Annotated in this window: 21 protein-coding genes and 2 pseudogenes; 13 read left to right on the forward strand and 10 right to left on the reverse strand. The window is 70.9% G+C overall.

The window, feature by feature from the left end; all coding sequences use genetic code 11:
- Positions 1–4 precede the first annotated feature (4 nt).
- Together OHA19_RS37225 and OHA19_RS37230 are read right to left on the reverse strand one after the other, a co-directional pair.
- Positions 5–328, reverse strand: coding sequence for a plasmid stabilization protein (locus tag OHA19_RS37225; protein ID WP_405708740.1), 324 nt, complete (start codon positions 326–328; stop codon positions 5–7).
- Between the two features lie 133 nt (positions 329–461).
- On the reverse strand, positions 462–1577 hold the full coding sequence (locus OHA19_RS37230; protein ID WP_405753078.1) for a chemotaxis protein: 1116 nt from the start codon (positions 1575–1577) through the stop codon (positions 462–464).
- A 274-nt stretch (positions 1578–1851) separates the two neighbouring features.
- Here OHA19_RS37230 and OHA19_RS37235 point away from each other — a divergent pair, with 274 nt between their 5' ends.
- Positions 1852–2418, forward strand: a complete 567-nt coding sequence (locus tag OHA19_RS37235; RefSeq protein ID WP_405753081.1) for a hypothetical protein — start codon at positions 1852–1854, stop codon at positions 2416–2418.
- A gap of 12 nt (positions 2419–2430) precedes the next feature.
- Positions 2431–3777: a glutaminase A gene (glsA, locus tag OHA19_RS37240; protein WP_405708732.1), complete on the forward strand. Its 1347-nt coding sequence runs from the start codon at positions 2431–2433 to the stop codon at positions 3775–3777.
- A 51-nt stretch (positions 3778–3828) separates the two neighbouring features.
- Here glsA and OHA19_RS37245 read toward each other — a convergent pair whose 3' ends face one another.
- Complete coding sequence (locus OHA19_RS37245) at positions 3829–4653, reverse strand: endonuclease I family protein (protein WP_405708729.1); 825 nt, start codon at positions 4651–4653, stop codon at positions 3829–3831.
- 251 nt (positions 4654–4904) lie between these two features.
- Between OHA19_RS37245 and OHA19_RS37250 the strand changes: the two genes are divergently transcribed.
- The 3 genes from OHA19_RS37250 (at position 4905) to OHA19_RS37260 (ending at position 7623) form a co-directional block, all read left to right on the forward strand.
- On the forward strand, positions 4905–5105 hold the full coding sequence (locus OHA19_RS37250) for a hypothetical protein (protein WP_405708726.1): 201 nt from the start codon (positions 4905–4907) through the stop codon (positions 5103–5105).
- A gap of 80 nt (positions 5106–5185) precedes the next feature.
- Entirely contained in the window at positions 5186–6343 is a 1158-nt protein-coding gene (locus OHA19_RS37255; protein WP_405708723.1) for a methyltransferase, read from the forward strand.
- A gap of 101 nt (positions 6344–6444) precedes the next feature.
- On the forward strand, positions 6445–7623 hold the full coding sequence (locus OHA19_RS37260) for an acyl-CoA dehydrogenase family protein (protein ID WP_405708720.1): 1179 nt from the start codon (positions 6445–6447) through the stop codon (positions 7621–7623).
- Between the two features lie 335 nt (positions 7624–7958).
- On the opposite strand, the gene OHA19_RS37265 is transcribed toward OHA19_RS37260, so the two are convergent.
- Complete coding sequence (locus OHA19_RS37265) at positions 7959–8654, reverse strand: hypothetical protein (protein WP_405753083.1); 696 nt, start codon at positions 8652–8654, stop codon at positions 7959–7961.
- On the reverse strand, positions 8629–9273 hold the full coding sequence (locus tag OHA19_RS37270) for a TetR/AcrR family transcriptional regulator (RefSeq protein WP_266501864.1): 645 nt from the start codon (positions 9271–9273) through the stop codon (positions 8629–8631). Before OHA19_RS37270 ends, OHA19_RS37265 begins: the two co-directional genes overlap by 26 nt.
- Before the next feature lie 205 nt (positions 9274–9478).
- Here OHA19_RS37270 and OHA19_RS37275 point away from each other — a divergent pair, with 205 nt between their 5' ends.
- On the forward strand, positions 9479–10375 hold the full coding sequence (locus OHA19_RS37275; protein WP_405708711.1) for an IS982 family transposase: 897 nt from the start codon (positions 9479–9481) through the stop codon (positions 10373–10375).
- A 127-nt stretch (positions 10376–10502) separates the two neighbouring features.
- Positions 10503–11352 (forward strand): annotated as a pseudogene (locus tag OHA19_RS37280) (IS5 family transposase).
- Positions 11353–11420: 68 nt separating this feature from the next.
- Here OHA19_RS37280 and OHA19_RS37285 read toward each other — a convergent pair.
- Entirely contained in the window at positions 11421–11558 is a 138-nt protein-coding gene (locus tag OHA19_RS37285) for a hypothetical protein (RefSeq protein ID WP_405708709.1), read from the reverse strand.
- A 468-nt stretch (positions 11559–12026) separates the two neighbouring features.
- On the opposite strand from OHA19_RS37285, the gene OHA19_RS37290 reads away from it, so the two are divergent.
- Together OHA19_RS37290 and OHA19_RS37295 are read left to right on the forward strand one after the other, a co-directional pair.
- Positions 12027–13067: an NAD(P)/FAD-dependent oxidoreductase gene (locus OHA19_RS37290; protein WP_405753086.1), complete on the forward strand. Its 1041-nt coding sequence runs from the start codon at positions 12027–12029 to the stop codon at positions 13065–13067.
- A gap of 71 nt (positions 13068–13138) precedes the next feature.
- Positions 13139–14139 (forward strand): annotated as a pseudogene (locus OHA19_RS37295) (IS5 family transposase).
- Positions 14140–14158: 19 nt separating this feature from the next.
- Here the strand turns inward: OHA19_RS37295 and OHA19_RS37300 are convergent.
- The 3 genes from OHA19_RS37300 to OHA19_RS37310 all read right to left on the reverse strand — a co-directional run bounded on the left by OHA19_RS37300 (position 14159) and on the right by OHA19_RS37310 (position 16712).
- Positions 14159–14488 (reverse strand): hypothetical protein, encoded by a 330-nt coding sequence (locus OHA19_RS37300; RefSeq protein ID WP_405708703.1) that lies wholly within the window; start codon positions 14486–14488, stop codon positions 14159–14161.
- A 354-nt stretch (positions 14489–14842) separates the two neighbouring features.
- Positions 14843–16114, reverse strand: coding sequence for a cation:proton antiporter (locus tag OHA19_RS37305; protein ID WP_405708700.1), 1272 nt, complete (start codon positions 16112–16114; stop codon positions 14843–14845).
- A gap of 136 nt (positions 16115–16250) precedes the next feature.
- Complete coding sequence (locus tag OHA19_RS37310) at positions 16251–16712, reverse strand: Crp/Fnr family transcriptional regulator (RefSeq protein WP_405708697.1); 462 nt, start codon at positions 16710–16712, stop codon at positions 16251–16253.
- 427 nt (positions 16713–17139) lie between these two features.
- Between OHA19_RS37310 and OHA19_RS37315 the strand changes: the two genes are divergently transcribed.
- The 4 genes from OHA19_RS37315 to OHA19_RS37330 all read left to right on the forward strand — a co-directional run bounded on the left by OHA19_RS37315 (position 17140) and on the right by OHA19_RS37330 (position 23015).
- Positions 17140–18018, forward strand: a complete 879-nt coding sequence (locus OHA19_RS37315; RefSeq protein ID WP_405708694.1) for a universal stress protein — start codon at positions 17140–17142, stop codon at positions 18016–18018.
- Positions 18019–18251: 233 nt separating this feature from the next.
- A complete protein-coding gene (locus OHA19_RS37320) occupies positions 18252–19139 on the forward strand; it encodes an oxygenase MpaB family protein (RefSeq protein WP_405708691.1) in 888 nt (295 codons plus the stop codon).
- A gap of 35 nt (positions 19140–19174) precedes the next feature.
- On the forward strand, positions 19175–21418 hold the full coding sequence (locus tag OHA19_RS37325; protein ID WP_405753089.1) for a tetratricopeptide repeat protein: 2244 nt from the start codon (positions 19175–19177) through the stop codon (positions 21416–21418).
- Positions 21419–21470: 52 nt separating this feature from the next.
- A complete protein-coding gene (locus OHA19_RS37330) occupies positions 21471–23015 on the forward strand; it encodes a phytoene desaturase family protein (RefSeq protein WP_405753092.1) in 1545 nt (514 codons plus the stop codon).
- Positions 23016–23025: 10 nt separating this feature from the next.
- Here the strand turns inward: OHA19_RS37330 and OHA19_RS37335 are convergent, their stop codons facing one another.
- Positions 23026–24000 (reverse strand): acetylxylan esterase, encoded by a 975-nt coding sequence (locus tag OHA19_RS37335; protein WP_405753094.1) that lies wholly within the window; start codon positions 23998–24000, stop codon positions 23026–23028.

The following is a 24000-nucleotide window of genomic DNA, read 5'->3' on the forward strand; positions in this document are numbered from 1 at the left end:
GGGCTCAGCGGCCGACCGCCCGTGCCAGCTGGGCCTTCGTCATGTTCGACCGCCCGTGGACGTTCTTCTTCCGCGCCTCCTCGTAGAGCTGGTCGCGGGTCGGCCCTTCCGCCCCGCTGTGGGAGCGCTGACCACCGCGCCGCGAGGACGACATGTCCTCGATGGAGGTACGGCTCGCCGTCCTCGACTCACCGGCGCGGGCGCGCGCCTTGTTGACCGTACGGGCGGCGATCTCCTCGGCCCGTTCCTCACTGACCCCGCGCTCCTGCGCGCTCTCCTTGATGTGCTCGTACTGCCGTACCCGCTTGGTGTCGGATCCGCGTGGCATGGTGCGGTCACCCTCTTTCTCCGGGGCCTGCCCCGGGGCCCGGCGGCCCCTCCCCAGTCTCCCAGCGCACCCCCGGGCCCGCACGCCTGAGGCATGCGGGCCCGGGGAGGGGTACGGTGTCGCGCCGGTCCGTTCAGTAGCGCAGGGCCGCCGCGATCCCTCCGTGCTCCGCGAGCGAGCCGTCCGGGAGGAAGACCACGTCGGCGCCGCTGTCCAGGGCCGCCTCGACGAGCTCGTCCACGATGTCCTCGCGGACCGAGCCGTCCGTGAGGTCCGCGGCTCCGCCGCTCACCGGCTCCAGGTGCTCTTCCGTCACCCGGACCGTCTGCTGGAAGTGCTCCTCCACCGCGACCAGCCCGGCACGGCCCTCCCGTACGGCGGCCCACACCTCGTCGAGACCGCCGGCGAAGGCACGTCGGCCCCGGGCCTCGTCCAGTTTTCCGTCGATCTCCGCCGCGAACCGCTGCTGCCGCTCGTGGAGCGCCGGCCGCAGCTCCTTGAGCAGCTCGCTCGGCGTCATGTCGGCGGGCGCGCCCTTGGTGACCCGGCCGACCGCGGACTTGGCACTCTCCCCGACCTCGTCCAGCAGGGCGAGCGCGGGGGCGAGGCCCATCAGGTAGAGCGGGCGAGGGTCCGCGGCCAGGACCGCGCGCAGCTTCTCGTCGACGGTGCGCAGGAAGTTGCGGGTCTCCTCGTCGCTGAAGGTGCTCGGGGTGTCGCCGATCTGCTCCTCGCGCTGCGGGTTGGGCGGCTCCTGCGGAGCCGTCAGCGGGAACCCGCCGGTCCGCTCCTCGCGCAGGGCGTCCGCCGTGCCGCTCCACAGGACGGCCCGGTCGGCCGAGACGGTGAGCGCCCAGAAGGGGCGGGCCTGCGCCTTCGCGGCGACCAGGTTGCGGGTCAGAAAGGTGTCGCTGAGCACCACCCGTTCGGGCACGGTGCGCGGAAGCTGCCAGATCTGGTGCTCGTCGGCGGTGACGAGGAGGACCAGCGCGTCCAGGGCCCGTCGGGGGTCCACCTCGGTGACCGCCCGGTCGAGCTGCTCCTCGACCGCAGCCCGCGCCTCGCGGGTGACCGCGGGGTCCGCCTCCAGCCGCCCGGCGGCCTCGGCCACCAGGTTGTGCAGCCGAACGGCGTCCTGGGTGTTGTCCGGAGCGCGGCGGTGCGTCGGCATGGTCAGCGACAGGGCCGGATAGGGCTTGACCGCCCGCAGTTTCTGCAACAGGCCGGCGGTCAGGGCGTCCGTATCCATCGTTCTCTCCCAGGGGTTTCGGCCGGAATCCGCTCCCGAACGAAGCGGGTGAATTCGACGAGTCAATTCATACCTTTTGCTCCTAATATGAGCGAGTTCTTCCTTGTTGTTCCCGGGCAGTGCCGAACGGCGGTCCGGACGAACGGCCAGAGAGCGGCGACCCGCGCTCTCCTCGCCTCGTTCTCCCCTCCCCGTGCCCCGTCCGCCCCTGCCTCTTCCTGTCTCTCCTCCCACCGACTTTCACCTACGCCCTTCCGGGCAGACGGAGCATCCGGTGAACCCGACCAGTCCTTCGCGCAACACCCTCGGCGGCCGCGCGGTCCGCAATCTGACCCCGGCCGTGCTGGCCGCGGTGATCATCGCCGGTACCGCCGCCTGCGGCGGCTCCGACACCAACTCGACGGGCACGGCCAGGAGCACCCGAACGGTCTCGCCCGAACCGGCCATGACCCGGTCCGCGAGTCCGACCTCGCGTACCCAGCAGGAGTTCGCCGCCTCGGTCTCCGCCGCCGCCGAGCGCAACCGGCAGCAGGCCGCGAAGCAGCTCGAAGGTGTGCAGGGCCGGGGCGACGCGGTCGAGGACGTGTCGGTGACCGGGCTGCCGGTCGCCAAGGCGGAGCAGTTCCGCAGCGCCGTCGTCCGCGTCACCAACCCCACGGACAAGGCCGCCTTCTACGCCGTCAAGGTGGAATTCGTCGACGCGTCGGGGAAGGTGCTCGACTCCGTGGTGCTCGGCTTCCCGGACGCGCAGCCCGGACGGACCGTCACCCAGAACGCCAACAGCCGGAAGGCGGCCGGTGTCAAGACGTTCCCCCGGATCGCCCAGGCCGAGCGCGGCTGACGGCCGGACCGGGTGAGCGCCGCCGACGCCGTCACCGAAGCCCTGGGTGAACTGCACACACGGTTCGCCGGGCTGCGGGACGGCCGACCGGCCGACTACATCCCGCAGCTGGCGCGGACCGACCCGGACGCGTTCGGGCTGGCGCTGATCAGCATGGACGGTCACCGCTACAGCGCGGGTGACGTCGACACCCCGTTCACCATGCAGTCCGTGTCGAAACCGTTCGTCTACGCGCTCGCCCTGTCCGTCCTCGGTCTCGACGAGGTGTGCCGCTGGGTCAACGCCGAGCCCAGTGGGGAGGCGTACAACGCCATCAGCCTGGAACCGGACACCGGGCGGCCCGACAACGCCATGGTCAACGCCGGGGCCATCATCACCACCGCGCTGGTCCCCGACACCCTCGAAGCCCCGAGGTTCGACCGCATCCTCGACTGCCTGAGCCGGTTCGCGGGCCGGCGGCTGGACGTGGACGAGCAGGTGTACGCCTCCGAGGCCGCCACCGGCGACCGCAACCGCGCCCTGGCCTATCTCATCCGGAGCACAGGACCGCTGCCCGTCGACCCGGTCGCGGCGGTCGAGACGTACTTCAGACAGTGCGCGGTACGGGTCACCGCGCTCGACCTGGCCGCGATGGCCGCCACCCTCGCGCACGGCGGCGTGAATCCGCTCACCGGCGAGGCGGTGGTCCCGGAGCCGGTCGCCGCGCAGGTGCTGGCGGTGATGGCCACCTGCGGCATGTACGACGCTTCCGGCGAGTGGCTGCTGCGCGTCGGGCTGCCTGCCAAGAGCGGTGTGTCCGGTGGGCTGATCGCCGCGGGCCCCGCACGGTTCGGGCTGGCGACGTACAGCCCCCGGCTGGACCCGAGCGGCACCTCGGTACGCGGGCGCGCCGCGCTCGGTGCCCTGTCGGAAAGGCTCGGCCTGCATCTGATGCACAATCCGGCACTGGCCGCCTCCACCGTCACGCTCGTCGCCACCGCTGGTGCTCTGCCCGCCGCCGGGGCCGCCCCGCGGGACAGCGCCCCGTGCGAACGCGTCGCGGTCGTGGCCGCCCAGGGCGCCATCGACTTCACCGCGGCCGAGCGGGTGCTGTACGCGCTGGACGAGTCGCGCCCCCGGGGTACGGGGCCGGTTGTGCTGGACCTGTGCCAGGTCACCGGTGTGGACCGGGTGGCCCGGGCGATGCTGCGCGGCGGGCTCGGCCGGATCGCGGCGGACGGCACGCGCACCGCCGTCGCCGACCCGGCGCGACAGCTCGCCCGGCCCGGCATCGGACAGGCGGACGCACCGACGGGCCTCAGGTGCTTCGCCACCCGTGAGCAGGCGGTGGCCTGGTGCGCCGGAAGCCCGGCCGGCTGATAACCCCGGCCGGTCCGGCGGACCTCCGCCGGACCTCCGGAGCGGTCGGGCCTACCAGATGGATTCGACCCACTCGGGGTGATCGATGAACGGGTTCCGGTTGTGCTGGTACTTGTCGAATATGACGTCGTTGCGCCGCTTCTCGAAGCTGTCCGGCGGGTCCTCCTGGCTCCACGCCTTCAGCACCGACAGTCGGCCGATGTTCGGCGCGGAACCGTTGGACACCTTCTCGTTGGGCTCCAGGTCGGCGAAGGAGTCGTCGCCCTCGTAGCGCACCGCCATGTAGAGGATCATGCGGGCCACGTCGCCCTTGACCGCGTCGCGTGGCTCGAAGGAGTCGCTGTCGGTGTAGTTGCCCGGTGCGCCGCTGACCGCGCTGCCGCCGTTGTCGAAGTCCTTGTTGCCGCGGATCGAGTTGACGGTGACATCCTCGGGGCGCAGGTGGTGGATGTCGGTGCCGGGGCCGGTGGCGGTGCCGAAGTCGCCGTGCGACTTGGCCCAGACGTGCTCGCGGTTCCAGTCCCCGACCGCGCCGCCGTTGGAGTTCTTGGACTGGGAGCGTCCGGTGTAGAGGAGGATCACGTTCGAGCTGTTGGCGGGGTCCTGGTCGGTGTCCTTGAGGGCTTCCCAGACCTGGCTGTAGGAGATCTTGGTCTGGTCGCTGATGATCTCGTGCAGGGCGCTCTTGAGCTGGGTGCCGGTCTTGCCGAGCGCGTCCTGGTAGTACGTGTCGTCGAGTACCCGCAGCGGTGACGCGGTGGTGGGCGTGGCCTCGGGTGTGGCGGCCGGTGCGGCGGCGGCGGTGCCGCCGAGCACCGCGAAGGCGGCAAGGGTCGCCAGCAGCGGGCGCCGGTAACGAAGGTGACGACGGGACATGTGGGGTGTCCTCTCCGAAAATGCGTGCGCCACGACACCGTCACAAGGTGGGGGGCGGCGCCGCGGCGGTCGTGTGGTACGTGGTACGCGGGAGCCTTCCACACGCACCGTGACCATGGTGTGAACAGCGTGTACCTATCATGTGCAGGTCAAGTGATGGCTTGATCGTGACGCCGGGAGAGGCCCGCGAGGCCTCGGATGCGGCGGGCCGGGCGCGGGGCGAGAATGACCGAAAGGACCGAGGAGGCGGCATGAGCGACGAGCCCGAATCCGTATCCGCATTTCGGGGAGTGACTCCCGACAGCCTCTTGCACACCGGCGGCAGCGACAATCCGTCGGCAGAGGACCTGGTGCTCGCCTCCGGGCGGGACCTGACTCCGAAGAATCTCCAGTGGGCGGAGCGCAGGCTCGCCCGGGAGGGCCGGTCGGCGATCGACAAGGCGCTGCCCTGAGCGTCGGCACCGCTCCGGGCCGAGGGGTGGTGCGGGGAGTGTGTGGGCGCTCCCCGCGGCTCGGCTAGCCTGGGTGCACAATGAACCGTTTGACGACGTCAGGGGCCGGGTTCGAGCTGGCCCGCTACCCGGAGGACCCGCGCGACCCGTTCCGCGCATGGGATGCAGCCGACGAGTACCTGCTGCGGCGGCTGGAAGGGGCCGATGGCTCGGATCCGGTCGATCTGTCGGGCGCCGTGGTCGTGGTGGGCGACCGCTGGGGCGCGCTGAGCACCGTACTGGCCGGGCACCGGCCCGTACAGATCACCGACTCCTGCCTGGCGCAGCGCGCGACCCTGGCGAACCTGGACCGTAACGGCCTGGACGAGGACGCGGTGCGCCTGCTGTCGGCCAGGGACACCCCGCCGGACCGTATCGACGTCCTGCTGGTACGCGTCCCGAAGAGCCTCGCGCTCCTGGAGGACCAGCTGCACCGCCTCGCGCCGGCCGTCCACCCCGGCACGATCGTCATCGGCACCGGGATGGTCAAGGAGATCCACACCTCCACCCTCAAGCTCTTCGAGCGGATCATCGGCCCCACCCGCACATCCCTCGCGGTCAAGAAGGCCCGGCTGATCTTCTGCACCCCGGGCCCGGGAACGGCCCGCACACCCAGCCCCTGGCCGTACCGGTACGAGCTGCCCCAGGGGATCGGGCCGGTCTCCGGCCGGACCGTCACCAACCACGCCGGGATCTTCTGCGCCGAGCGCCTCGACATCGGCACCCGGTTCTTCCTCGGTCACCTCCCCTCGCGAAGCGGCCCCGACCGGGTCGTCGACCTCGGCTGCGGCAACGGCGTCGTCGGGCTGTCCGCTGCGCTCGCCAATCCCCAGGCGACCGTCACCTTCGTCGACGAGTCGTACCAGGCGGTCGCCTCCGCCGAGGAGACCTTCAGGGCCAACACCGGACCGGACTCCAAAGCCGAGTTCGTCGTCGGCGACGGTCTGGCGGAACTGCCGCCCGCCAGCGTGGACCTGGTGCTCAACAACCCGCCGTTCCACTCCCACCAGGCCACCACCGACGCGACGGCCCGCGCCATGTTCCACGGAGCCCGTGACGCACTGAGGCCCGGTGGCGAACTGTGGGTCGTCGGCAACAGGCACCTCGGCTACCACGCCCGGCTCCGCCGCATCTTCGGCAACTGCGTCACGGTCGCGGGCGACCCGAAGTTCGTCGTGCTGCGAGCCGTCAGGCGCTGACCCGGCGGGAACCGTCCCGGCCCTTCCGGATTCTTGCAACACGTTCTACTGTGTGCGCCGCCGCATACGGACGACGCGACCGCGAGACTCCCGGAGGGGCCGTGCACCTCGAATACACGCCTGAACAGCAGCAGTTGCGCGCCGAACTGCGCGCCTATTTCGCCGCACTGGTCCCCGACGACGCCTACGCGCGCTACGCCGCCCCGGCGGCCCAGAAGGCCTTCTACCGGGAGACGATCCGTCGCCTCGGCACCGACGGCTGGCTCGGCGTCGGCTGGCCGGCGGAGTACGGCGGACGCGGGCTGTCCCCGATGGAACAGTTCATCTTCTTCGACGAGGCCGCCCAGGCGGGCGTGCCGCTGCCGCTGATGGCCCTCAACACCGTCGGCCCGACGATCATGCGGTACGGCACCGACGAGCAGAAGGCGTACTTCCTGCCGAAGATCCTCTCCGGCGAGATCGACTTCGCGATCGGATACAGCGAGCCCGACGCGGGCACCGACCTCGCCGCCCTGAAGACCAGGGCCGTGCGCGAGGGCGAAGAGTATGTCGTCGACGGGCAGAAGATCTGGACGACCAACGGCGACACCGCGGACTGGGTCTGGCTCGCCGTCCGCACCGACCCGGACGCGGCACCGCACAAGGGCATCACCATGCTGCTCGTCCCGACCACGGACCCCGGCTACTCCTGCACCCTGATCAACACCCTCGCCTCGCACGACACCACCGCCAGCTACTACGAGAACATCCGGGTCCCCGTCTCCCGCCGGGTCGGCGAGGAGAACCAGGGCTGGCGGCTCATCACCAACCAGCTCAACCACGAACGCGTCACCCTCGCCGCCCACGGCACCATGGCCATCCGCGCCCTCCACAACGTCCAGCGCTGGGCCGCGGACACCCGGCTCACCGACGGCCGCCGCGTGATCGACCTCGGCTGGGTCCGCGCCCTGCTGGCCCGCACCCACACCAGGCTCGACGCCATGAAGCTCCTCAACTGGCAGATGGTCTCCGCGGTGCAGAACGCCACCCTCACCCCGCAGGACGCCTCAGCCGTCAAGGTCTACGGTTCCGAGGCCCGCCGCGACGCCTACGCCTGGCTGATGGAGATCGCCGGCTCGGCGGGACCGCTCAAGGAGGGCTCCGCGGGCGCCGTGCTGCACGGCGAACTCGAACGTGGATACCGCTCCGCCGTCATCTTCACCTTCGGTGGCGGCAACAACGAGATCCAGCGGGAGATCATCTCGTGGATCGGGCTGGGGATGCCGCGCGTACGGCGGTGAGCAGCTGTGATGTGGATTTCATGGTCGTGGCTGGGCGACTTTCTGCCACCATGGTGGTTACAGCTAGACGAGTAAGTCCGATGTGTTCAGTGATCGAATGTGATCAGCGACCGCATGGTCGGGGCGCCGGTCTTGTGGTTGCGCCAGATCGCGGCTGCCATCGCGAGGTTGCGCTGGGCGACGCGGACGGCGACGCCCTCAAAGGTCCGTCCGCCGTGCCGGAGCCATGGTCGGCATGGACCTGATCGAGGAGGAGGCGTGGCGGGCGGTGGAAGCCCGCCACGCCAACGCCAACACCCCCCGTACTGTCCGCTGGTTGACCGTCGGCGGGCGCCTCACACCTTGCGGTATTGCTGGACCTTGCCCCGGTCTCGCACGCTGATGCCGAGCGTGCGCAGCTCGTCGCGCGCTTCGTCGGCGGCACCGTTCCGGTCGTCGGCGAGCGCCCGCTGCCGCATCCGCAGCAACGTGTGGGCACGCTCGTCGAGGCCCGGCCCGTTGTCGACCCAGGCGGTGTAATCCGCCTCGTGCGGGTCGATGGCGCCATGCCAGGGATACCTCTGCTGCTCGAACGCGGACTGCAGACGCCCCGCGAGGCCGCTGTCCACTCGGGTGCGGATGTGCTCCCGGCCGCCGGCATCGCGCAGCACCAGCTCGCGGCCGTCGGTGAACACCTCGGCGATCCGGGCCCGTTCGACGTGGCAGCCGCCGGTGGCGTCGTAGACGACGACGCTGTCGGCGCCTACCTCGATCACGGGATTCTCCTTGCGCCAGGTGCCCGCCACCCACGCCCCGGCCACGCCGCCGCAGAGCGTCAGCACCGGCACGGCCCACACGAGTGGCAGCGCGGCCGCCAGCCGGAGCGGGCCCGGCGCGCTGTCGAAGAGGCTGATCATCCAGTCGGCGAGCGGGCCCACGGCGAACGCGGCGCCGAGGCCGAGCGCGGCCCCGCCCAGGATGATGGCCCGCAGCCACGCCTCGGGCAGCCGCACAGTGATGGGGGGCTCACGCTTGGCCATCGGTGTTCTCACTCTCTCGCTCCGTCCTCTCGGGCTCTCGGTCCGTCCCTGCGGGCGCCAGGTAGCGCGCGACGGTGCGGCGCAGCGCGGGGAGCGGGGAGTGGTCGGGGCGGGCGCCCAGGTACGTGGCGTCCACCAGGTTCTCCAGCCAGGCGGCGGCCTCGGCAGGGTCGAGCTCCGGGTCGACGGCACCTGCCTCGATTCCGCGCGCGAGGAGCCCCGCCAGCCCGTCGCAAACCACCCGGGACGTGCGGCCGACGACGTCGAGGAGCTCGGCGTCGTGCCCGACGCGCCGCAGCAGCTCGACGACCATGCCCGAAGCGCCCGGGTCCTCGGCCTCCGCGGCCAGCGCGGTCACGACGGCGAGGATGGCGGCGAGGGGGTCGTCGGTCCCCTCGTGACGGGCGATGAGCGCCTCCGCGCGCGGAAGGTCCTGCTCGAAGACCGCGCGGAAGAGGGCCTGTTTGTCGGCGAAGTAGTAGAAGACGCTGCCTGAGCTGAGCCCGGCGGCCGACGCGATCTGCGCGACCGTCGTCCCTTCGAATCCCTGCACCCCGAAGAGGCGGCCCGCCTCGGCGACAATCGCCTCCCGCCGCCGCGCGTGCCGCACTGGGTCGGCCGTTCGTGGCATCCCGCACCTCCTATTCATTAACTGACCAGACAATCAAAGAATAGTGCACACCTCAGCCACCATGTCCGCGGCGGGAGGCCCGGAAGGTCTCCGGTCCACCTCAGGAGGCGTTCATTTAGATAGTTCGCCCCTTGTGCCCTAAACGAGTCAGTTCGATGCTTGACGGCGTGCCTGGAAACGCGAAGAGGGCATCCAAGATCGTTCTGTGAACAACGAAGACTTGGACGCCCTGCTGACGGCACTGTACGTGAAGATCGACGACGAGCTGGAGGTGGAGCGATGGATGGGCTGTCCGCCGCAGTTGAGCGATGCCGAGTTGGTCACGCTCGCTGTGGCCCAGTCCCTGCTCGGCTTCCACTCCGAAGCTCGGTGGCTGCGGTATGCGCGCAAGCACCTCGCGGCGATGTTTCCGTACTTGCCGCAGCAGTCCGGATACAACAAGCGCCTCAAGGCCGCGTTGCCGCTGGTCAAGAAGGAGATACGACTGCTCGCCGCGGACAGCGACTTCTGGTTCGACAACCACTGGATCGTGGACTCGACGCCGGTGGAGTGCGGGCGTTCGCGGTCGACGGTCAAACGCTCGAGCATGGCTGGTTGGGCCGGCTACGGCTACTGCGCCTCCCACTCCCGACTCTTCTGGGGCCTGCGCCTGTACCTGGTCTGCACCCCGACGGGGATGCCAATCCTGTGGGCGCTCGCGAACCCGAAGATGGACGAACGCGAGGTGCTCCAGGCATTGCTTGACGTCGACGAGGACCTGGTCGCCGACCGGCCCGGCCTACTGCTGATCTCCGACAAGGGCTTCGCTTCCAAGGAGTTCGAGAGAGACCTCGCGATGCGGGGCATCGACCTGCTGCGGCCCGCCTTCAAGCGGGAGAAGAAGCGCAAGGGCGAGTCCCTCCTCAAGTCCGTGCGCCAGCTGATCGAGTCGGTCAATGACACGTTGAAGGGGCAGTTGGACCTCGAACAGCACGGCGGACGGACCTTTGAGGGCGTCGCCGTCCGCGTCGCCCAGCGCATCCTCGCGATGGCAGCCGCGATCTGGCGCAACCACAAGACCGGCGCCCCGACCATGCGGTCGCTGATCGCATTCGATCACTGAACACATCGGACTTAGACCGACCGGCAGTAGGTGGTGGAGCACGGTCGCGATGAGGGGTGGCAGCAGAACGGGCACAGGCCCGCGTGATCATGGAGTTCTCTACGCTCTGTGACCGCGAAGGACGACTGTGCCCGCGCTGCCATCATGCCTGCTTGAACCCGCCTGGGACCAGTTCAGGGCCCTGCTGCCCGATCGGGCCGAGTTTGACCCCGACCATCCGCTCGGCTGCCATCGGCGGCGTATACCGGACCGCGTCGTGTTCGACCACGTCGTCCAAGCGCTGGTCCACGGCTCCGGATACGAGCGCATCTCCTCGCCCGGATGCTCCGACCGCACGATCCGACGCCGCGTCAAGCTGAGGGCTCAGATGGGGATCTCACAAGCGCTGCACCGGATCGCCCTGGAGGCGTACGACCGCATGATCGGCCTTGACCTCGATGAAATCTCGGTCGACGGCTGCATCACCAAGGCGCCGTGCGGCGGAGAAAGCGGGGCGCTCGCCTGTCGACCGGGGCAAGCAAGGACTGAAGCGCTCGGTCGCCTCCGACGCGTGCGGGGTTCCACTCGGGATCGTATCCGCCGGGGCGAACCGGCACGACTCGCCGCTGCTCGGCCCCACCCTGGCAGCGGCCAAAGAGCAGGCTGGTGCGATTCCGGAGGCTGTCAACGTCAACCTCGACCGCGGGTACGACAGCACCAAGTCACGTGTGTTGATCGGCGAGTTGGGATTCTCGGCCGAGATCGCCCGCAAAGGCGTGCCCGCCCCGATCCAGGCCGGCAAGCGCTGGGTGGTGGAGCGCACACACTCGTGGATGAACGACTACGGCAAGCTGCGGCGCTGCACCGAGAGGAGCGGCGATGTCGTGGACTTCTACCTCTACCTCGCCGCCGCACTCGTCACGCTCCGCATGCTCATTCGACGCTCGACGAGCCGCTACCGCTGGGACGGCCGCCCCACCACCCGACGCCTCAAATGATCCATTTGCCGGTGGGTCTTACTCGTCTAGGGTAAAAGGATGGCGGAGGGCACCGCCTCCGCCATCGGTCAGTTGGTGACGCGTTGCGCGACCTCGCGCTCACTGGCCAGCACTTGCCGGACAAGGTGGGCGATCGTCGTCCGCCCGAGCCGTTCCTTCATGGCCCGCTCCGCGTCCTGGAACTCCACCTCGAGCAGCTTCTGCATGTTCCGCCCCACCTCGCATTCGGCGCTCGGCGGATGCGGGTATCGCGAAAGGACCGGCCCCGTCTGGCGAAACCGCCATGCCAACGACCAGAACCTACGAGCCGTCGTCGACGGGGTAAACGCTGCCTGATGCGGCACTAGTAGTGCTTGGTCAGGTTGGTATCGGGGTGGGCATGTTGCGGTGGCAGGTGGGGCAGGCACCGGTCCACACCGCGAGGAGGATCTGTAGCTCGCGGACGACTTGGTAGAGGCTCAGGCCGGTGCCGCGTCTTTGGGGGCCCGAGCCAGTCGCTGCAGGGTGCAGCACAAGAAGGTGCCGGCAGTGAAGGGTGCAAGGCCGGACCGCCGCGGCTCGAATGGAGACTCGATTTCATGAAAGGATCGAGTCGTGGCACGGCCTTCCCGGTACCCGCTTGAGCTCCGTCGCCGTGCGGTGCGCATGGTCGCCGAGGAAGCAGAGGTGGGCAAATGGTTCGGGAGAGCATGATGCGCGTCGCCGTGGTGGGCTCGGGCGCACTGGGAGCCGCGGTGGCGGACGAGCTCGTGCGCCGCGGCCTGTCCGTCGTGGTCTGCACGGCGGAGGAGTCGCGGCCTCCGGTGACGGATGTGGCGTTCGGCTGGCTCAACTCGCACGGGTCGGCGGCGGAGCCGCCGTCGGGCGCGCGCGATCGGGACGAGCTCGCCCGGTCGCTCGGCGTGCTGCGCAACGTCACGGCGACGCCGCCGTTGCACGGCGTCATCACCTGGAACGGCGCCGTGAGCTGGGCATCGACCGCAGCCGCGACGGCTCGATTCGCCGAGCAATCGGGTTCCGGCGTCGCGACCGTCGAGGCGGAGGCTCTGCGGCAGATCCTTCCCGGCCTGCGGGTGGCGCCGCCGGTCGTCGCGCACGCGAGCGACGAGGGCATGGTCGAGCCGGACGACCTGCGCCGCGCGTTCCTCGCCCGCGCGCGGGCCGGCGGCGCCACCGTAGTCGCCATGCGGGTGGATCGCATCCGGGCGCGGCGGGCGGGCGGCTACGAGCTGCAGGGCACCGGAGCGGCACTCGTCGTCGATCGGATCGTACTCGCCTGCGGGACGGGCCTGCCCGCCCTCGCGGAGCAGCTCGGCGAGCACATCGAAGTGCCCGGTGTCCCGGCCGCGCGCTTCACCTTCACCGCGCCGGAACTACGCCTGGACCGTGTGGTGTCCACGCCGACGTTCGAGATCCGGCCGTCCGCCCGGCACGGCTTCGTCGGCGCCGAGGACGTGGTCCCGGGCGAGACGGAGACGGCGACGCGGGCGCGGGTGCGTGCGTCCCTGAGTGCCGTGAGAGAGGCGTTCGGATTGCCGCAGGAACCGGTGCTGGGGGACGTGACAATAGGCGTCCGCCCGATCCCGGCAGGCGACGGCGTGCTCTGCGCATCGCTGGCGAGTGTTCCGGGGATCGTCGCGCTGGCTGCGCACCCCGGGGTGACGCTCGCGGCCTCGCTGGCGCTGCGTGCGGCGGAACAACTCGGGAACTCCTAGCGCGTATCGGGTTGTGATCAATCTGCCGGATTCGGCTTCGTGGCGGAGTCTGATCAGGTAACTCGTCATGCGTGACGCGAGTGCAACTGACAGACGTGGAGTGGGAGTTCATCGAGCCGTACCTTCCGATCGGCGGGTTCGGCCCGTACCCCGGGCGACTGCGGCAGCAGTTCGAGGGTGTGATCTGGCGTTTCAGGACGGCGGGGCAGTGGAGGGAGATGCCGAAGGAGTTCGGTGCCTGGTCGACCGTCCACAACCGCTTCCGGCAATGGAGAGACGCTGGCGTCTTCGAGGCCCTCCTGGAGGGTCTGATCGCTGAAGCCGCGAAGCGCGGCGAGGTGGACTTGTCCCTGGTCAGCGTGGACTCCACCACTGCCAGGGCCCACCACGACGCTGCTGGGATGCGCCTCGGCTCCGACACGCTCGCCGCCCTGGAGAAGGCCGCCGTAGAGGAGGAGAAGGCCCGGCAAAGGGGGGCGGTCCAGAGGAACAATCCGGGCAGAACACCGCAGACGGTCCGGAACGAGAGGAACGGCGACATATCCGGCGCCGTCGCAAGCTCCGGCTGAAAGTCGCGTTGCTCGGACGATCGAGGGGGGCCTGACCAGCAAGGCGCACCTCGCCGCCGACCGCAAGTGCCGCCCGCTGGCGTTCGTCCTGACCGCTGGACAGGCCGCGGACAGCCCGCAGTCCATCCCGGTGCTGAAGAAGATACGGGTCCGGGGACCCGTCGGCCGTCCTCGCACCCGGCCGGACGCGGTCGCCGGGGACAACCTACTCGTCCCGCGGTAGCCGCGCCCACCTGCGGAAACGTGGCATCAAGACAGTCATCCCGGAGAAGAGGGACCGGGCGGTCAACCGGGCGAACAAGGGCTCCAGGGGCGGTCGGCCCGTCAGCCACGACGCCGACCTCTACAAGGAGCGGAACACCGTCGAGCGTCTGATCAACAGGCTGAAGGCCTGGCGAGGCATCGCCACCCGGTACGACAGGACCCCGGAGAGCTACCTCGCCGGCCTCCACCTTCGCGCCTCGATGATCTGGATCAAAGACCTCACCCAGGCAACCTCTTGATCACAACCCGATACGCGCCCTAGTCGACGCGGTCCGCCCAGGCGCTCGCGACGTACCCCGCCCCCCACGGGTTGGAGGCGACCGAAGTCTGGCCGACCGGGGCCCAGTTACCGAGGATGATGCGCTGCGGCAGTCTGGGGTCGAGCGGGTTGAGCACCGCGTGAATCCGGTGCTGACCGGTTCCGGTGGTGCAGAGGCTGGAGAGGCTGCTGCTCCCGGACGAGATGGTGCAGTCGCCGGGCGCTGCCTGGGCGGCGGGCGCCATGGCCAGCATCATGCCCGCCGTGGCCGCCGCGAAGGCCACGGCACCGGCGACACCGCGCTTCCTGGAAGGGGACTTCGTGAACATGGGAACTCCTTCGTCCGATGACGACGCGTGGTGGGAAGAGGCACATGCGCGAGTGGAGCGTGGGGCGGAGCGATCCGGCTTCGACGGGCGGATCCATGGGGTGCCACGGACGCCGCGGATGCCAAAGCGCGACAAGAGATGAGAAAGCAAGTGATTGCCTGCTTGATCGCGAGTTGAATCCTGCCCAGGTGTGCGGCTTCCGGCAAGAGCTTCGCCAGATTTGGTACAGACCAATTGTTGGCCCGTCGAGTGTGCGAGTTGGCCCGTCGAGTGTGCGAGCGGAGCAGAGCACGAGGGGCAAGGAGCCTCAAGGCGTACCGGTGTGCCCGGCATCGCGGTTTCCGCGCCGAACCCTCACGGCGTGTGACCGGGAGTGACGCCCGTCGTCATGCCCCGGACGGGCAGACCGTTCCCGGCCGGGCCCTTGGCCGGCGCCCCGGTGGCCTTCGAGGCTCTGCCGTAGCGCCGGGCGAGGGGAGTGGACGTGATGCCGTGCGCCAGGACACTGAGCAGCACGGTGCAGGCGACCACCGGGACGATCGTCCGTGAGGCCGACGGGGCCAGGTCCTCGATCGCCAGCAGGCCGAAGATGACGGATGCCAGTCCGCGTGGGCCGAACCAGCCCACGAACAGGACGGTTCTCCCGTCCAGACCGCTTCCGGTCAAGGACAGGGCCACCGGCACCATGCGCAGCGCTGTCAGGCTCAGCACCGCGTAGAGCACAGCCTGCCAGGTGAGGTGGGTGACGGCGGCCGGCACCAGTACGGCACCGAAGAGCAGCCAGACCAGTACGGATAGCAGCGAAGCGGACTGGTCGACGAACAGCAGCACGCGCTGTGGGGCGGCCTGTGTCGAGCCGAAGGCCAGACCGGCGATGAAGGCGGCGACGAAACCGTTGCCACCGATCGCGATGGCCGAGGTGTAGCTCAACAGGGCCAGCGCCAGGACGCCCGGCCCGGCGACGGCCTCGGTGCTCCAGCCTCTGCGCAGTGCGGAACGCAGCAGCCACCCGGCCATCAGCCCCAGCACCATGCCGTGGACCAGACCGATGGCGAGTTCCACCAGGGCGCCCTCGGAGGCATGGGCGCTCGACGTACCTCCGGACGCGGCGACCCCGGCGAGGGCGATGACGACGAAAGGGGTGGCGATTCCGTCGTTCAGGCCGCTCTCGACGTTGATGAGCCGGCGGATCCTCTCGGGCACCACCGGATCGACCATCATCGTGGCGCCGAGCGCGGCGTCCGTGGGGGCGAGTGCGGCCCCGACGTACAGGGCGGCCCAGCCCGACACCCCGGGGAGCAGGGCCATGGCCAGAAGCGCGCCGAGACCGATGCACATCGGCAGGGCGAGCACCAGCAGCCGCAGGTACAGACCGAGGTCTGGGCGAAGGGCGCGGAAGGATAACCGCGCGGCGTCGGTGAAGAGCACCCAGGTCAGCGTGGTCTCGGCGAGCGCTCGCACCGTACCGGGCGAGGGGGCCAGGTCCAGTACGCCGAGCCCTTCGGCCAGCAGCAGGCCCAGCAGTACGAACGCCACGGGGGCGGTGAGTTCGACGCGTGCCAGTCGCTGCGAGTACAGACCCCAGAGGAAGAGAAGAAGGAGAATCAGAGAGATGGTCCCATCCACCGTGCACTCCGTGATCGTGGCCGCAAGATCGGCGGAGTGCCGATTCTCGGTGGTTGTGGTGCCACGAGGGTTCAACCGGAGGGCGTGAGCGCAGCTTTCACCCGAGTGGGGGCCCGGGCCCGGACGGCGGTACCGGTCACATGAGGCCGCCGCTGCCGTGCGGGGCGTAGAGATCAAGGAGACGGATCCGGGCGGCCTGCAGCCGGTGGGCGAGGACCTGACCGACCCAGTGGCCGATGGCCGAGCCGAAGGCGGGATCGGCGTCCATCGCCATCCGTACCGTCGCCGCGTCGAACTCATGGGTACGGACGGGCGTCATGGCCTCGGCCCCGAGGTGCCAGACGTAGGGCTCGAACAGCCAGGACCAGCCCACGAGTTCGCCGGATCCGAGGTTCTCGATCGCGGCCCGGGAGCCTCCCGGGACACGGAAGTCCAGCGTGACGGCGCCCGAACGCAGGATCCAGAAGCGGTCCGCGTGGTCCCCCTCGTCGAAGAGACGGGTCCCCTCGTCGAAATTGACCTCCTGCCCGATCTGCATCAGGCGGGCACGGTACGAAGCGGGCAGGGCTGTGGTGATACGAGTGGGAGAAGCGCTCATGGGGTGGCCTCCTCTGCGAGCTTCCTCTGCGGCCTGCGGCCTGTGGTTTCGGCCTCGCCGAAAGGCCGCCGCGCGGACATGCGCCGACCGGCCCCCGCCGTGGTCCGTCCGGTCCGAGGCCGCGGACTCCGCGATCCCACCGCCTAGGCGGCTCTGCCGGCCGGGGTCGTTCCTTGCGCCCGGCCGTCGGACCGGTTCGGAGAGTCCGTGAGCACCCTCCAGCGGGTTCTGCCCGATGCTCCGCCTCTCCACTATCGGCCTCCCGTGCATCCCGGGCCAGCCGGAGGGCACCTTCCATATGCGCCGCCGGAGGATCTGGGGTACTTGTCGGATGAAGAGGACTGGTGCCCGGCGCGTCCGCGCAGCTGCTCGACCTCGTCGATCCTCTGCCGCCGTTCCGGCACCCCGAGAGACGGAGGCATTCGTCATGGAGCACGTCACCGTCGGCCTCGACGGGTCCCCCGAGAGCCTGGCCGCCGCCCATTGGGCCGCCGACGAAGCGGAGCGGCGCAAGCTCACGCTGTGCCTGCTGCACGCATGGCCCCTGCTGGTGGAGGAACCGGACGGTGTCCGGGCCGAGATGGATCAGGACTACTGGGCGAGGCGGATCGTGCAGAACACCCGGGTGGAACTCCAGGCGCACCACCCGGGCCTCTCCATCGTCGGCAGCCTCGTCGCCGACGATGCCGAGCACGCGCTGCTGCAAGCGGCATCGGAGTCCGAGATGACCGTGCTCGGTTCGCGTGGGCTGGTGCGCGTCGAGAGCTACTTCCTCGGCGACATCAGCCTGCCCGTCGTGGCCCACGCCGAGCGGCCGGTGGTCCTGGTACGGGCCGGAACGGGAGACGACGGCCGGCAGTCCGCCCGGACCGGGACGGGTGGCGTGGTGGTGGCACTCAAGTTGCACGGGCCCTGCGACGACCTGCTCCGGTTCGCCTTCGAGGCCGCTGCCGCGCGCGGCAGGCCCCTTCGGGCCGTCCACGGCCGGAGTCTGCCGGTGGACGCGTACGTGCCCTGGGGCGTGGACCATGACGTGGCGGAGGAAGTCGTCCAGGACGCGAAGAAGCTCCTCGACCGGGCGCTCCTTCCCTGGCGTGACAGGTTCCCGCAGGTCGAGGTCACCGACGGCACGGCACTCGTGAGCCCCGCCAAGGCCGTCGTACAGGCCGCCGAGGGGGCCGATCTGCTGGTCGTCGGCCGGGGCCGGGGCCGGCGCCGTCGCGGCCCGGCACCGTCCCTGGGGCCCGTGGTCCAGGCCGCCATCCATCACGCACGCTGCCCCGTCGCGGTCGTCCCCCACGACTGACGCCGGGGACCCGCAAGGGGCCCGTCGGCGTCGAGGTGTGCGTCGGCCTCGCCCGAGCGCTTCGACACCCGTACGCCGTCGGCGGGACGGGTGTGCCGGCGGTCGTACCGGCGTGTGATGACGTCCTGCGCGGCGGGGCGGGACGGGGGTCTGGAGCTTCGGCCCGGTCACGCGCATCCTGTGGGTGCGTACGGCATACGTACGTACGCTGCCGAGCGGGAGGTACGAGCGACATGGTGGACGCCGACCCGGGGCTTTTCGGGCCCGAATCCGTCACTTGGCAGATGCACGGCGACCCGATGATGTGGATCGCCGGAGTCCGGGCGCTCTACCTCCAGGCGCTGCACCCGCGCGCCGTGCGCGGCGTCATGCAGAACTCCGACTTCCGAAAGGACGCCTGGGGGCGGCTGATGCGCACGGCCGGCTTCGTCGGCACGATCACCTACGGCACCACCGAGGCCGCCGAGAAGGCCGGTGCCCGGGTCCGCAGGATCCACCGGCTCATCAAGGCCACCGACCCGGAGACCGGGGAGAGCTACGGCATCGACGAACCCGGACTGCTGTTGTGGGTGCACTGCGCGGAGGTGGACTCCTACCTCCAGGTCGAACGCCGGTCCGGCTTCCCGCTCACCGCCGCCCAGGCCGACCGTTACGTCGACGAGCACCGCCACAGCGCCCGTCTCGTCGGCCTCGACCCCGTGGACGTCCCGGCCACCACCGCACAGCTCGCCGCCTACTTCGAGAGCGTGCGTCCCCGGCTCGCCGCGTCCCCGGAGGCGCTGGACGTCGACGACTTCCTGCGCCGGCCCCCCGTCCACCCGCTGCTCGTACCGGTGCGGGCCCTGCTCTGGCGGCACGTGGCGGCGCTCGCCTACCAGTCACTGCCCCCGTACGCCCACGAGATCTACGGCAGACCCGTCGCACCGGTGCGCACCGTCGACCGGCGCCTGCGCACCGCCGGAACGTTGCTGCGCCGCATCCCCGCCCGGCTCCGCTGGCAGCTCCCGCCCGGTCACATTCTGAACGCGATGGCCCGGCTCGGTCCCGGCAGCCGCCCCACCCCGTACAAACTGCGAAGCCGGGCCGCCATACTGGACGGGCCGGGGAGGGCGCAGCGGTAGACAGCAGGCGGAGCAAACGGGGGCGACAGCAGGCGATGGCGGACACCAGGCTGATCCAGAGCCGGTACCGACTGCTCGATCTGATCGGGCGCGGGGGCATGGGTGAGGTGTGGCGTGCCCGCGACGAGTCGCTCGGCCGCCATGTCGCCGTCAAATGCCTCAAGCCGATGGGGCCCCAGCACGACCAGTCCTTCACCCGCGTCCTGCGGGAACGCTTCCGCCGCGAGGCCCGGGTCGCCGCCGCGCTCCAGCACCGCGGCGTCACCGTCGTCCACGACTTCGGCGAGCACGAAGGCGTCCTCTACCTGGTCATGGAGCTCCTCGACGGGCGCAATCTCAGCCAGCTCCTGGAGGACAACAAACAGCACCCGCTGCCGGTGCCCGACGTCGTGGACATCGCCGAACAGGTCGCCGACGCCCTCGGCTACACCCACCAGCAGGGCATCGTGCACCGCGACCTCAAGCCCGCCAACATCATGCGGCTGGCCGACGGCACGGTGAAGATCTGCGACTTCGGCATCGCCCGGCTCGGCCACGACATCGGCTTCACCTCCCGCCTGACCGGCACCGGCATCGCCATGGGCACCCCGCACTACATGTCGCCCGAGCAGATCAGCGGCGGCCAGATCGACCACCGCAGCGACCTCTACTCCCTGGGCTGCGTGCTGTACGAGATCGCCACCGGGGTACCGCCGTTCGACCTCGACGACGCCTGGGCCGTCCTCGTCGGGCACCGCGACACCCAGCCCCGGCCGCTGCGCACCCACCGCGCGGAACTCCCGGGCTTCTTCGACCGGGTCGTGCTGGAACTGTTGGCCAAGACCCCCGAGGAGCGTCCCGTCGACGCGGGCGACCTCCGGCAACGGATCGCCGTCGGCCGCACCGGAGAGCAGCCGCACCTGCCGCCCACCGGGCGGGTGCCGCTGGCACCGCCCGTTCCCGTCGTACTTCCGGGGCAGCAGCTGCCCGCCTGGGCCCATTCCATGACCACCGGGCACAAGGCGACCGGCACCCACCCCGCGCTCGCCCCGCCCGACCACTGGGCAGGGCTCACCGGCGAGTGGACCACCGGCACCGACCTGCGCGGCCTCACCGGCGAACTGCCACCGGTCAGGGCCGAGCGCCCTACCCCGTCGCCGGAACTGCTGTCGGTCCTCGCCAGCCGGCACAGCGCGGGCCTCAACCTCGGCCGCCTCGGCCACTGGGAGGAGGCCGGCGAGGTGCACCGCGCGGTCGCCGCCGAACGCGAGCACGCGCTGGGCCCCGACCACCCCGACACGCTCGCCAGCAGGTACGAGATCGGCTTCACCCTCAGCCGCACCGGCCGCGCCGCGGACGCCCTGCGGGAGTTCGACCGCGTCGCCCGGGGCCGCGAACGCACCCTGGGCCCCGACCACCCGGATACCCTGGCGGCCCGCCAGGAGTCGGCGTACGTGCTGGGCAGGCTGGGCCGGCACTTCGAGGCCCATCAGGTGTACGCGGCGGTTCTCGCCTCCCGGGAACGGTCGATGGGCCCCGACCACCCCGACACCCTGCGCTGCCGTCACAACCTCGCCTTCAACCTCAGCAGGCTCGGCCGGCTGGAGGACTCGTACCGGATGGCCAGGGACGTGGCCGCGGCCCGCAGCCGGCTGCTGGGCGCCGACCACCCCGACACCCTGGTAACGCTCTACGAAGTGGCGTACACCCTGGGCCGGCTGGGGCGCTGGACGGAGGCCCTGCAGGCGTACCGCGAAGTCGCCCAGGCCCGGTCGAGAGCGCTCGGCCCCGACCACCCCGAGACGCTCTCCGCCCGCTACGAGGTCGGCATCAGCCTCGGCCGCCTGGGCCGCAGCGAGGAGGCCCTGGAGCTGTACCGCGCCCTCGTGGCGGACCGGACCAGGGTGGGCGGCGCCGCCGACCCCGAGACGCTCCGCGCCCGCCATGGCCTCGGTGTCAACCTGGGGCGCCTCGCCCGCTGGGAGGAGGCGCTCGACGAGGCGCGCGACGTGTGCGCGATCCGCGAACGCGTCCTGGGCCCGGACCACGCCGACACCCTCGTCAGCCGCCGCGAGGTCGCCGTCGGCCTCGGCTGGCTCGGCCGCTGGGCCGACGCCCTCACCGTCTACCGCACCGTCGCCGCGGCCCGCGACCGGCTCCTGGGCGCCGGCCACCCCGATGCCCTCGCCGCCCGCAACGACGAGGCGCACTGTCTGGAGCAGCTCGGCCGAGGAACGGAGGCCGTCGAGCTCTACCGGCAGGTCGCGGCGTTGCGCAGCGGTCAGCAGCCGCCGCACTGAGCGGGCAGCACGGCCTCTGGCCACGGGCGATCGCGCCGTGCTACGAAGGGTCATGCCCGCATCCGAGAGCTATGACGCAGTGATCGTGGGCGGCGGCCACAACGGTCTGGTCGCCGCCGCCTACCTCGCCCGTGCCGGGCAGTCCGTCCTGGTCCTGGAGCGGCTGGCCAGCACCGGGGGAGCGGCCGTCTCGACCCGCCCCTTCGAAGGGGTCGATGCCCGTCTGTCGCGCTACTCGTACCTGGTGTCCCTGCTCCCGAGGAAGATCGTCAGTGATCTCGGCCTGGACTTCGCGGTACGGAAGCGGACCGTCTCCTCGTACACCCCGACCGTGCGCGGCGGCCGCGCCACCGGGCTGCTCGTCGGCGGGGAACGCACCCGGGACTCCTTCGCCGCGCTCACCGGCTCCGACCGGGAGTACGAGGCGTGGCAGCGGTTCTACGGCATGACGCGGCGCGTCGCCGAACGCGTCTTCCCGACCCTCACCGAGCCGCTGCCCGGCCGTGACGCCCTGCGCGAGCGGATCGATGACCCGCAGGCCTGGCGGACGCTCTTCGAGGAGCCAATCGGCGTCGCCGTCGAGAAGAACTTCACCGACGACCTGGTGCGCGGAGTCGTCCTCACCGACGCCCTGATCGGCACCTTCGCCGACGCGCACGATCCCTCGCTGCTCCAGAACCGCTGCTTCCTCTACCACGTCATCGGCGGCGCGACCGGTGACTGGGACGTTCCCGTCGGCGGGATGGGCGCGCTCACCGACGCCCTGGCGCGGGCCGCCCGCGAGGCCGGGGCAGAGATCCGGGTCCGGCACGAGGCCACCCGTATCGACACCGACGGAACACGGGCCGAGATCGCCGTCCGCTCACCCGAGGGGGAGCAGGTCGTCGCGGCCCGCAAGGTCCTGGTCAACGCCTCGCCGCAGGCGCTCGCCGCGCTCCTCGGGGACGAACTGCCCGCCCCGGCCGAGGGCGCGCAGCTGAAGGTGAACATGCTGCTCACCCGGCTGCCCCGGCTCCGCGACCGCTCCGTCGATCCGCGCGAGGCCTTCGCCGGGACGTTCCACATCGCCGAGGGATACGGACAGCTCGCCGACGCCTACCGGGACGCCGCGGCGGGGCGGCTGCCCGCCGCCCCGCCGTCCGAGATCTACTGTCACTCGCTGACCGATCCGTCGATCCTGGGCCCGGACCTGGCCGCCCGCGGCTACCAGACCCTCACCCTCTTCGGCCTGCACGCCCCCGCCCGGCTCTTCGCCGCCGACAACGAGGCGACCCGGGCCGAACTGCTCGCGGCGACGCTCGCCGAACTCGACGCGCACCTGGACGAGCCGGTCACCGACTGCCTGGCCCGCGACGGGAACGGCGAGCCGTGCATCGAGGCGAAGACACCGCTCGACCTGGAGCGGGATCTTCGCCTGCCCGGCGGCCACATCTTCCACCGCGACCTCGCCTTCCCCTACGCCACGGAGTCCACCGACCGGTGGGGTGTGGAGACGGCGCACGCCAATGTGCTGCTGTGCGGGGCGGGTGCGGTGCGCGGCGGCGGGGTCAGCGGGGTGCCCGGCCACAACGCCGCGATGGCGGCGCTGGGCCGGTGACCGCGGTGCGCTACCCGCCGAACACGCCCCGCAGCGCGCCGAGCTTGCGGGGCAGGTCGTACTCGGCGCCGCCCTCGTGCCCGTTGTACGTGAACACCTCGATCTCGGCCGGACCCGCATAGCGGTGGTAGGCGGCGAACACCGTGGACGAGGGGCAGATCTTGTCCATCAGGCCGACCGAGAACCACGCCGGGGCGGTCGCCCGTGCCGCGAAGTTGACCCCGTCGAAGTAGGACAGGCTCTCCATCGCCTCGTCGATCCGGAAGCGGTGCCCGGACAGCCAGCGGGCGATCTCCGCGTACGGTCCGGCGTCCGTGATCTGCGAGGCACGCCGGTAGTGGCAGAGGAACGGCACATCGGCGACGGCGGCCACGATGTCGTCCCGCAGCCCGGCGACGGCCAGCGCGAGCCCGCCGCCCTGGCTGCCGCCGAGCACCGCCACCCGTGAGGCGTCCACCGCCTCGTGGGCCTTCGCCGCGTCCACCGCCCGCACCGCGTCCGTGATCAGCCGCCGGTAGTAGTGGCGGTACGGGTCCTCGATGCCCCGGGTCAGGAAGCCGGGGGAGGAGGAGCCGTGCCCGTCCGGGCCGATGTCCGGGGTGTCCGCGGTGTTCTTGCCGCCGCCGCCCTGGCCCCGGTTGTCCATCACCAGATGGGCGTACCCGAGCGCGCTCCAGGTCAGCCAGGAGTACGGAATGCCCCGGCCGCCGTTGTAGCCGATGTACTGCACCACGGCCGGCAACGGGCCCGAACGCGTCCTCGGCAGCATCAGCCAGGCCTTCACCGGCTGCCCGCCCCAGCCCCGGAAGGTCACGTCGAACACGTCGACGGTCGCGAAACCGGCGTCATACGGGACGAACTCGGCGTCCAGGTCGTGGCGGGCCGTCTCGGCGAGCGTCTTCTCCCAGAAGGCGTCGAAGTCGGCCGGCTCCTCCGGTTCCGGCCGGTAGTCGCGCAGCCGGTCCAGAGGCATGTCGAACAGCAA

The organism is Streptomyces sp. NBC_00012 (genome assembly GCF_045040875.1).
In the GTDB taxonomy this organism is placed as follows: Bacteria; Actinomycetota; Actinomycetes; order Streptomycetales; family Streptomycetaceae; genus Streptomyces.

Bases quoted from the DNA above. Each gene is read 5' to 3' on its own strand.
- OHA19_RS37225 (WP_405708740.1), bottom strand. From the start codon at position 328: ATGCCACGCGGATCCGACACCAAGCGGGTACGGCAGTACGAGCACATC.
- OHA19_RS37230 (WP_405753078.1), bottom strand. From the start codon at position 1,577: ATGGATACGGACGCCCTGACCGCCGGCCTGTTGCAGAAACTGCGGGCG.
- OHA19_RS37245 (WP_405708729.1), bottom strand. From the start codon at position 4,653: ATGTCCCGTCGTCACCTTCGTTACCGGCGCCCGCTGCTGGCGACCCTT.
- OHA19_RS37250 (WP_405708726.1), top strand. From the start codon at position 4,905: ATGAGCGACGAGCCCGAATCCGTATCCGCATTTCGGGGAGTGACTCCC.
- OHA19_RS37255 (WP_405708723.1), top strand. From the start codon at position 5,186: ATGAACCGTTTGACGACGTCAGGGGCCGGGTTCGAGCTGGCCCGCTAC.
- OHA19_RS37270 (WP_266501864.1), bottom strand. From the start codon at position 9,273: ATGCCACGAACGGCCGACCCAGTGCGGCACGCGCGGCGGCGGGAGGCG.
- OHA19_RS37285 (WP_405708709.1), bottom strand. From the start codon at position 11,558: ATGCAGAAGCTGCTCGAGGTGGAGTTCCAGGACGCGGAGCGGGCCATG.
- OHA19_RS37290 (WP_405753086.1), top strand. From the start codon at position 12,027: ATGGTTCGGGAGAGCATGATGCGCGTCGCCGTGGTGGGCTCGGGCGCA.
- OHA19_RS37300 (WP_405708703.1), bottom strand. From the start codon at position 14,488: ATGTTCACGAAGTCCCCTTCCAGGAAGCGCGGTGTCGCCGGTGCCGTG.
- OHA19_RS37310 (WP_405708697.1), bottom strand. From the start codon at position 16,712: ATGAGCGCTTCTCCCACTCGTATCACCACAGCCCTGCCCGCTTCGTAC.
- OHA19_RS37315 (WP_405708694.1), top strand. From the start codon at position 17,140: ATGGAGCACGTCACCGTCGGCCTCGACGGGTCCCCCGAGAGCCTGGCC.
- OHA19_RS37320 (WP_405708691.1), top strand. From the start codon at position 18,252: ATGGTGGACGCCGACCCGGGGCTTTTCGGGCCCGAATCCGTCACTTGG.
- OHA19_RS37325 (WP_405753089.1), top strand. From the start codon at position 19,175: ATGGCGGACACCAGGCTGATCCAGAGCCGGTACCGACTGCTCGATCTG.
- OHA19_RS37330 (WP_405753092.1), top strand. From the start codon at position 21,471: ATGCCCGCATCCGAGAGCTATGACGCAGTGATCGTGGGCGGCGGCCAC.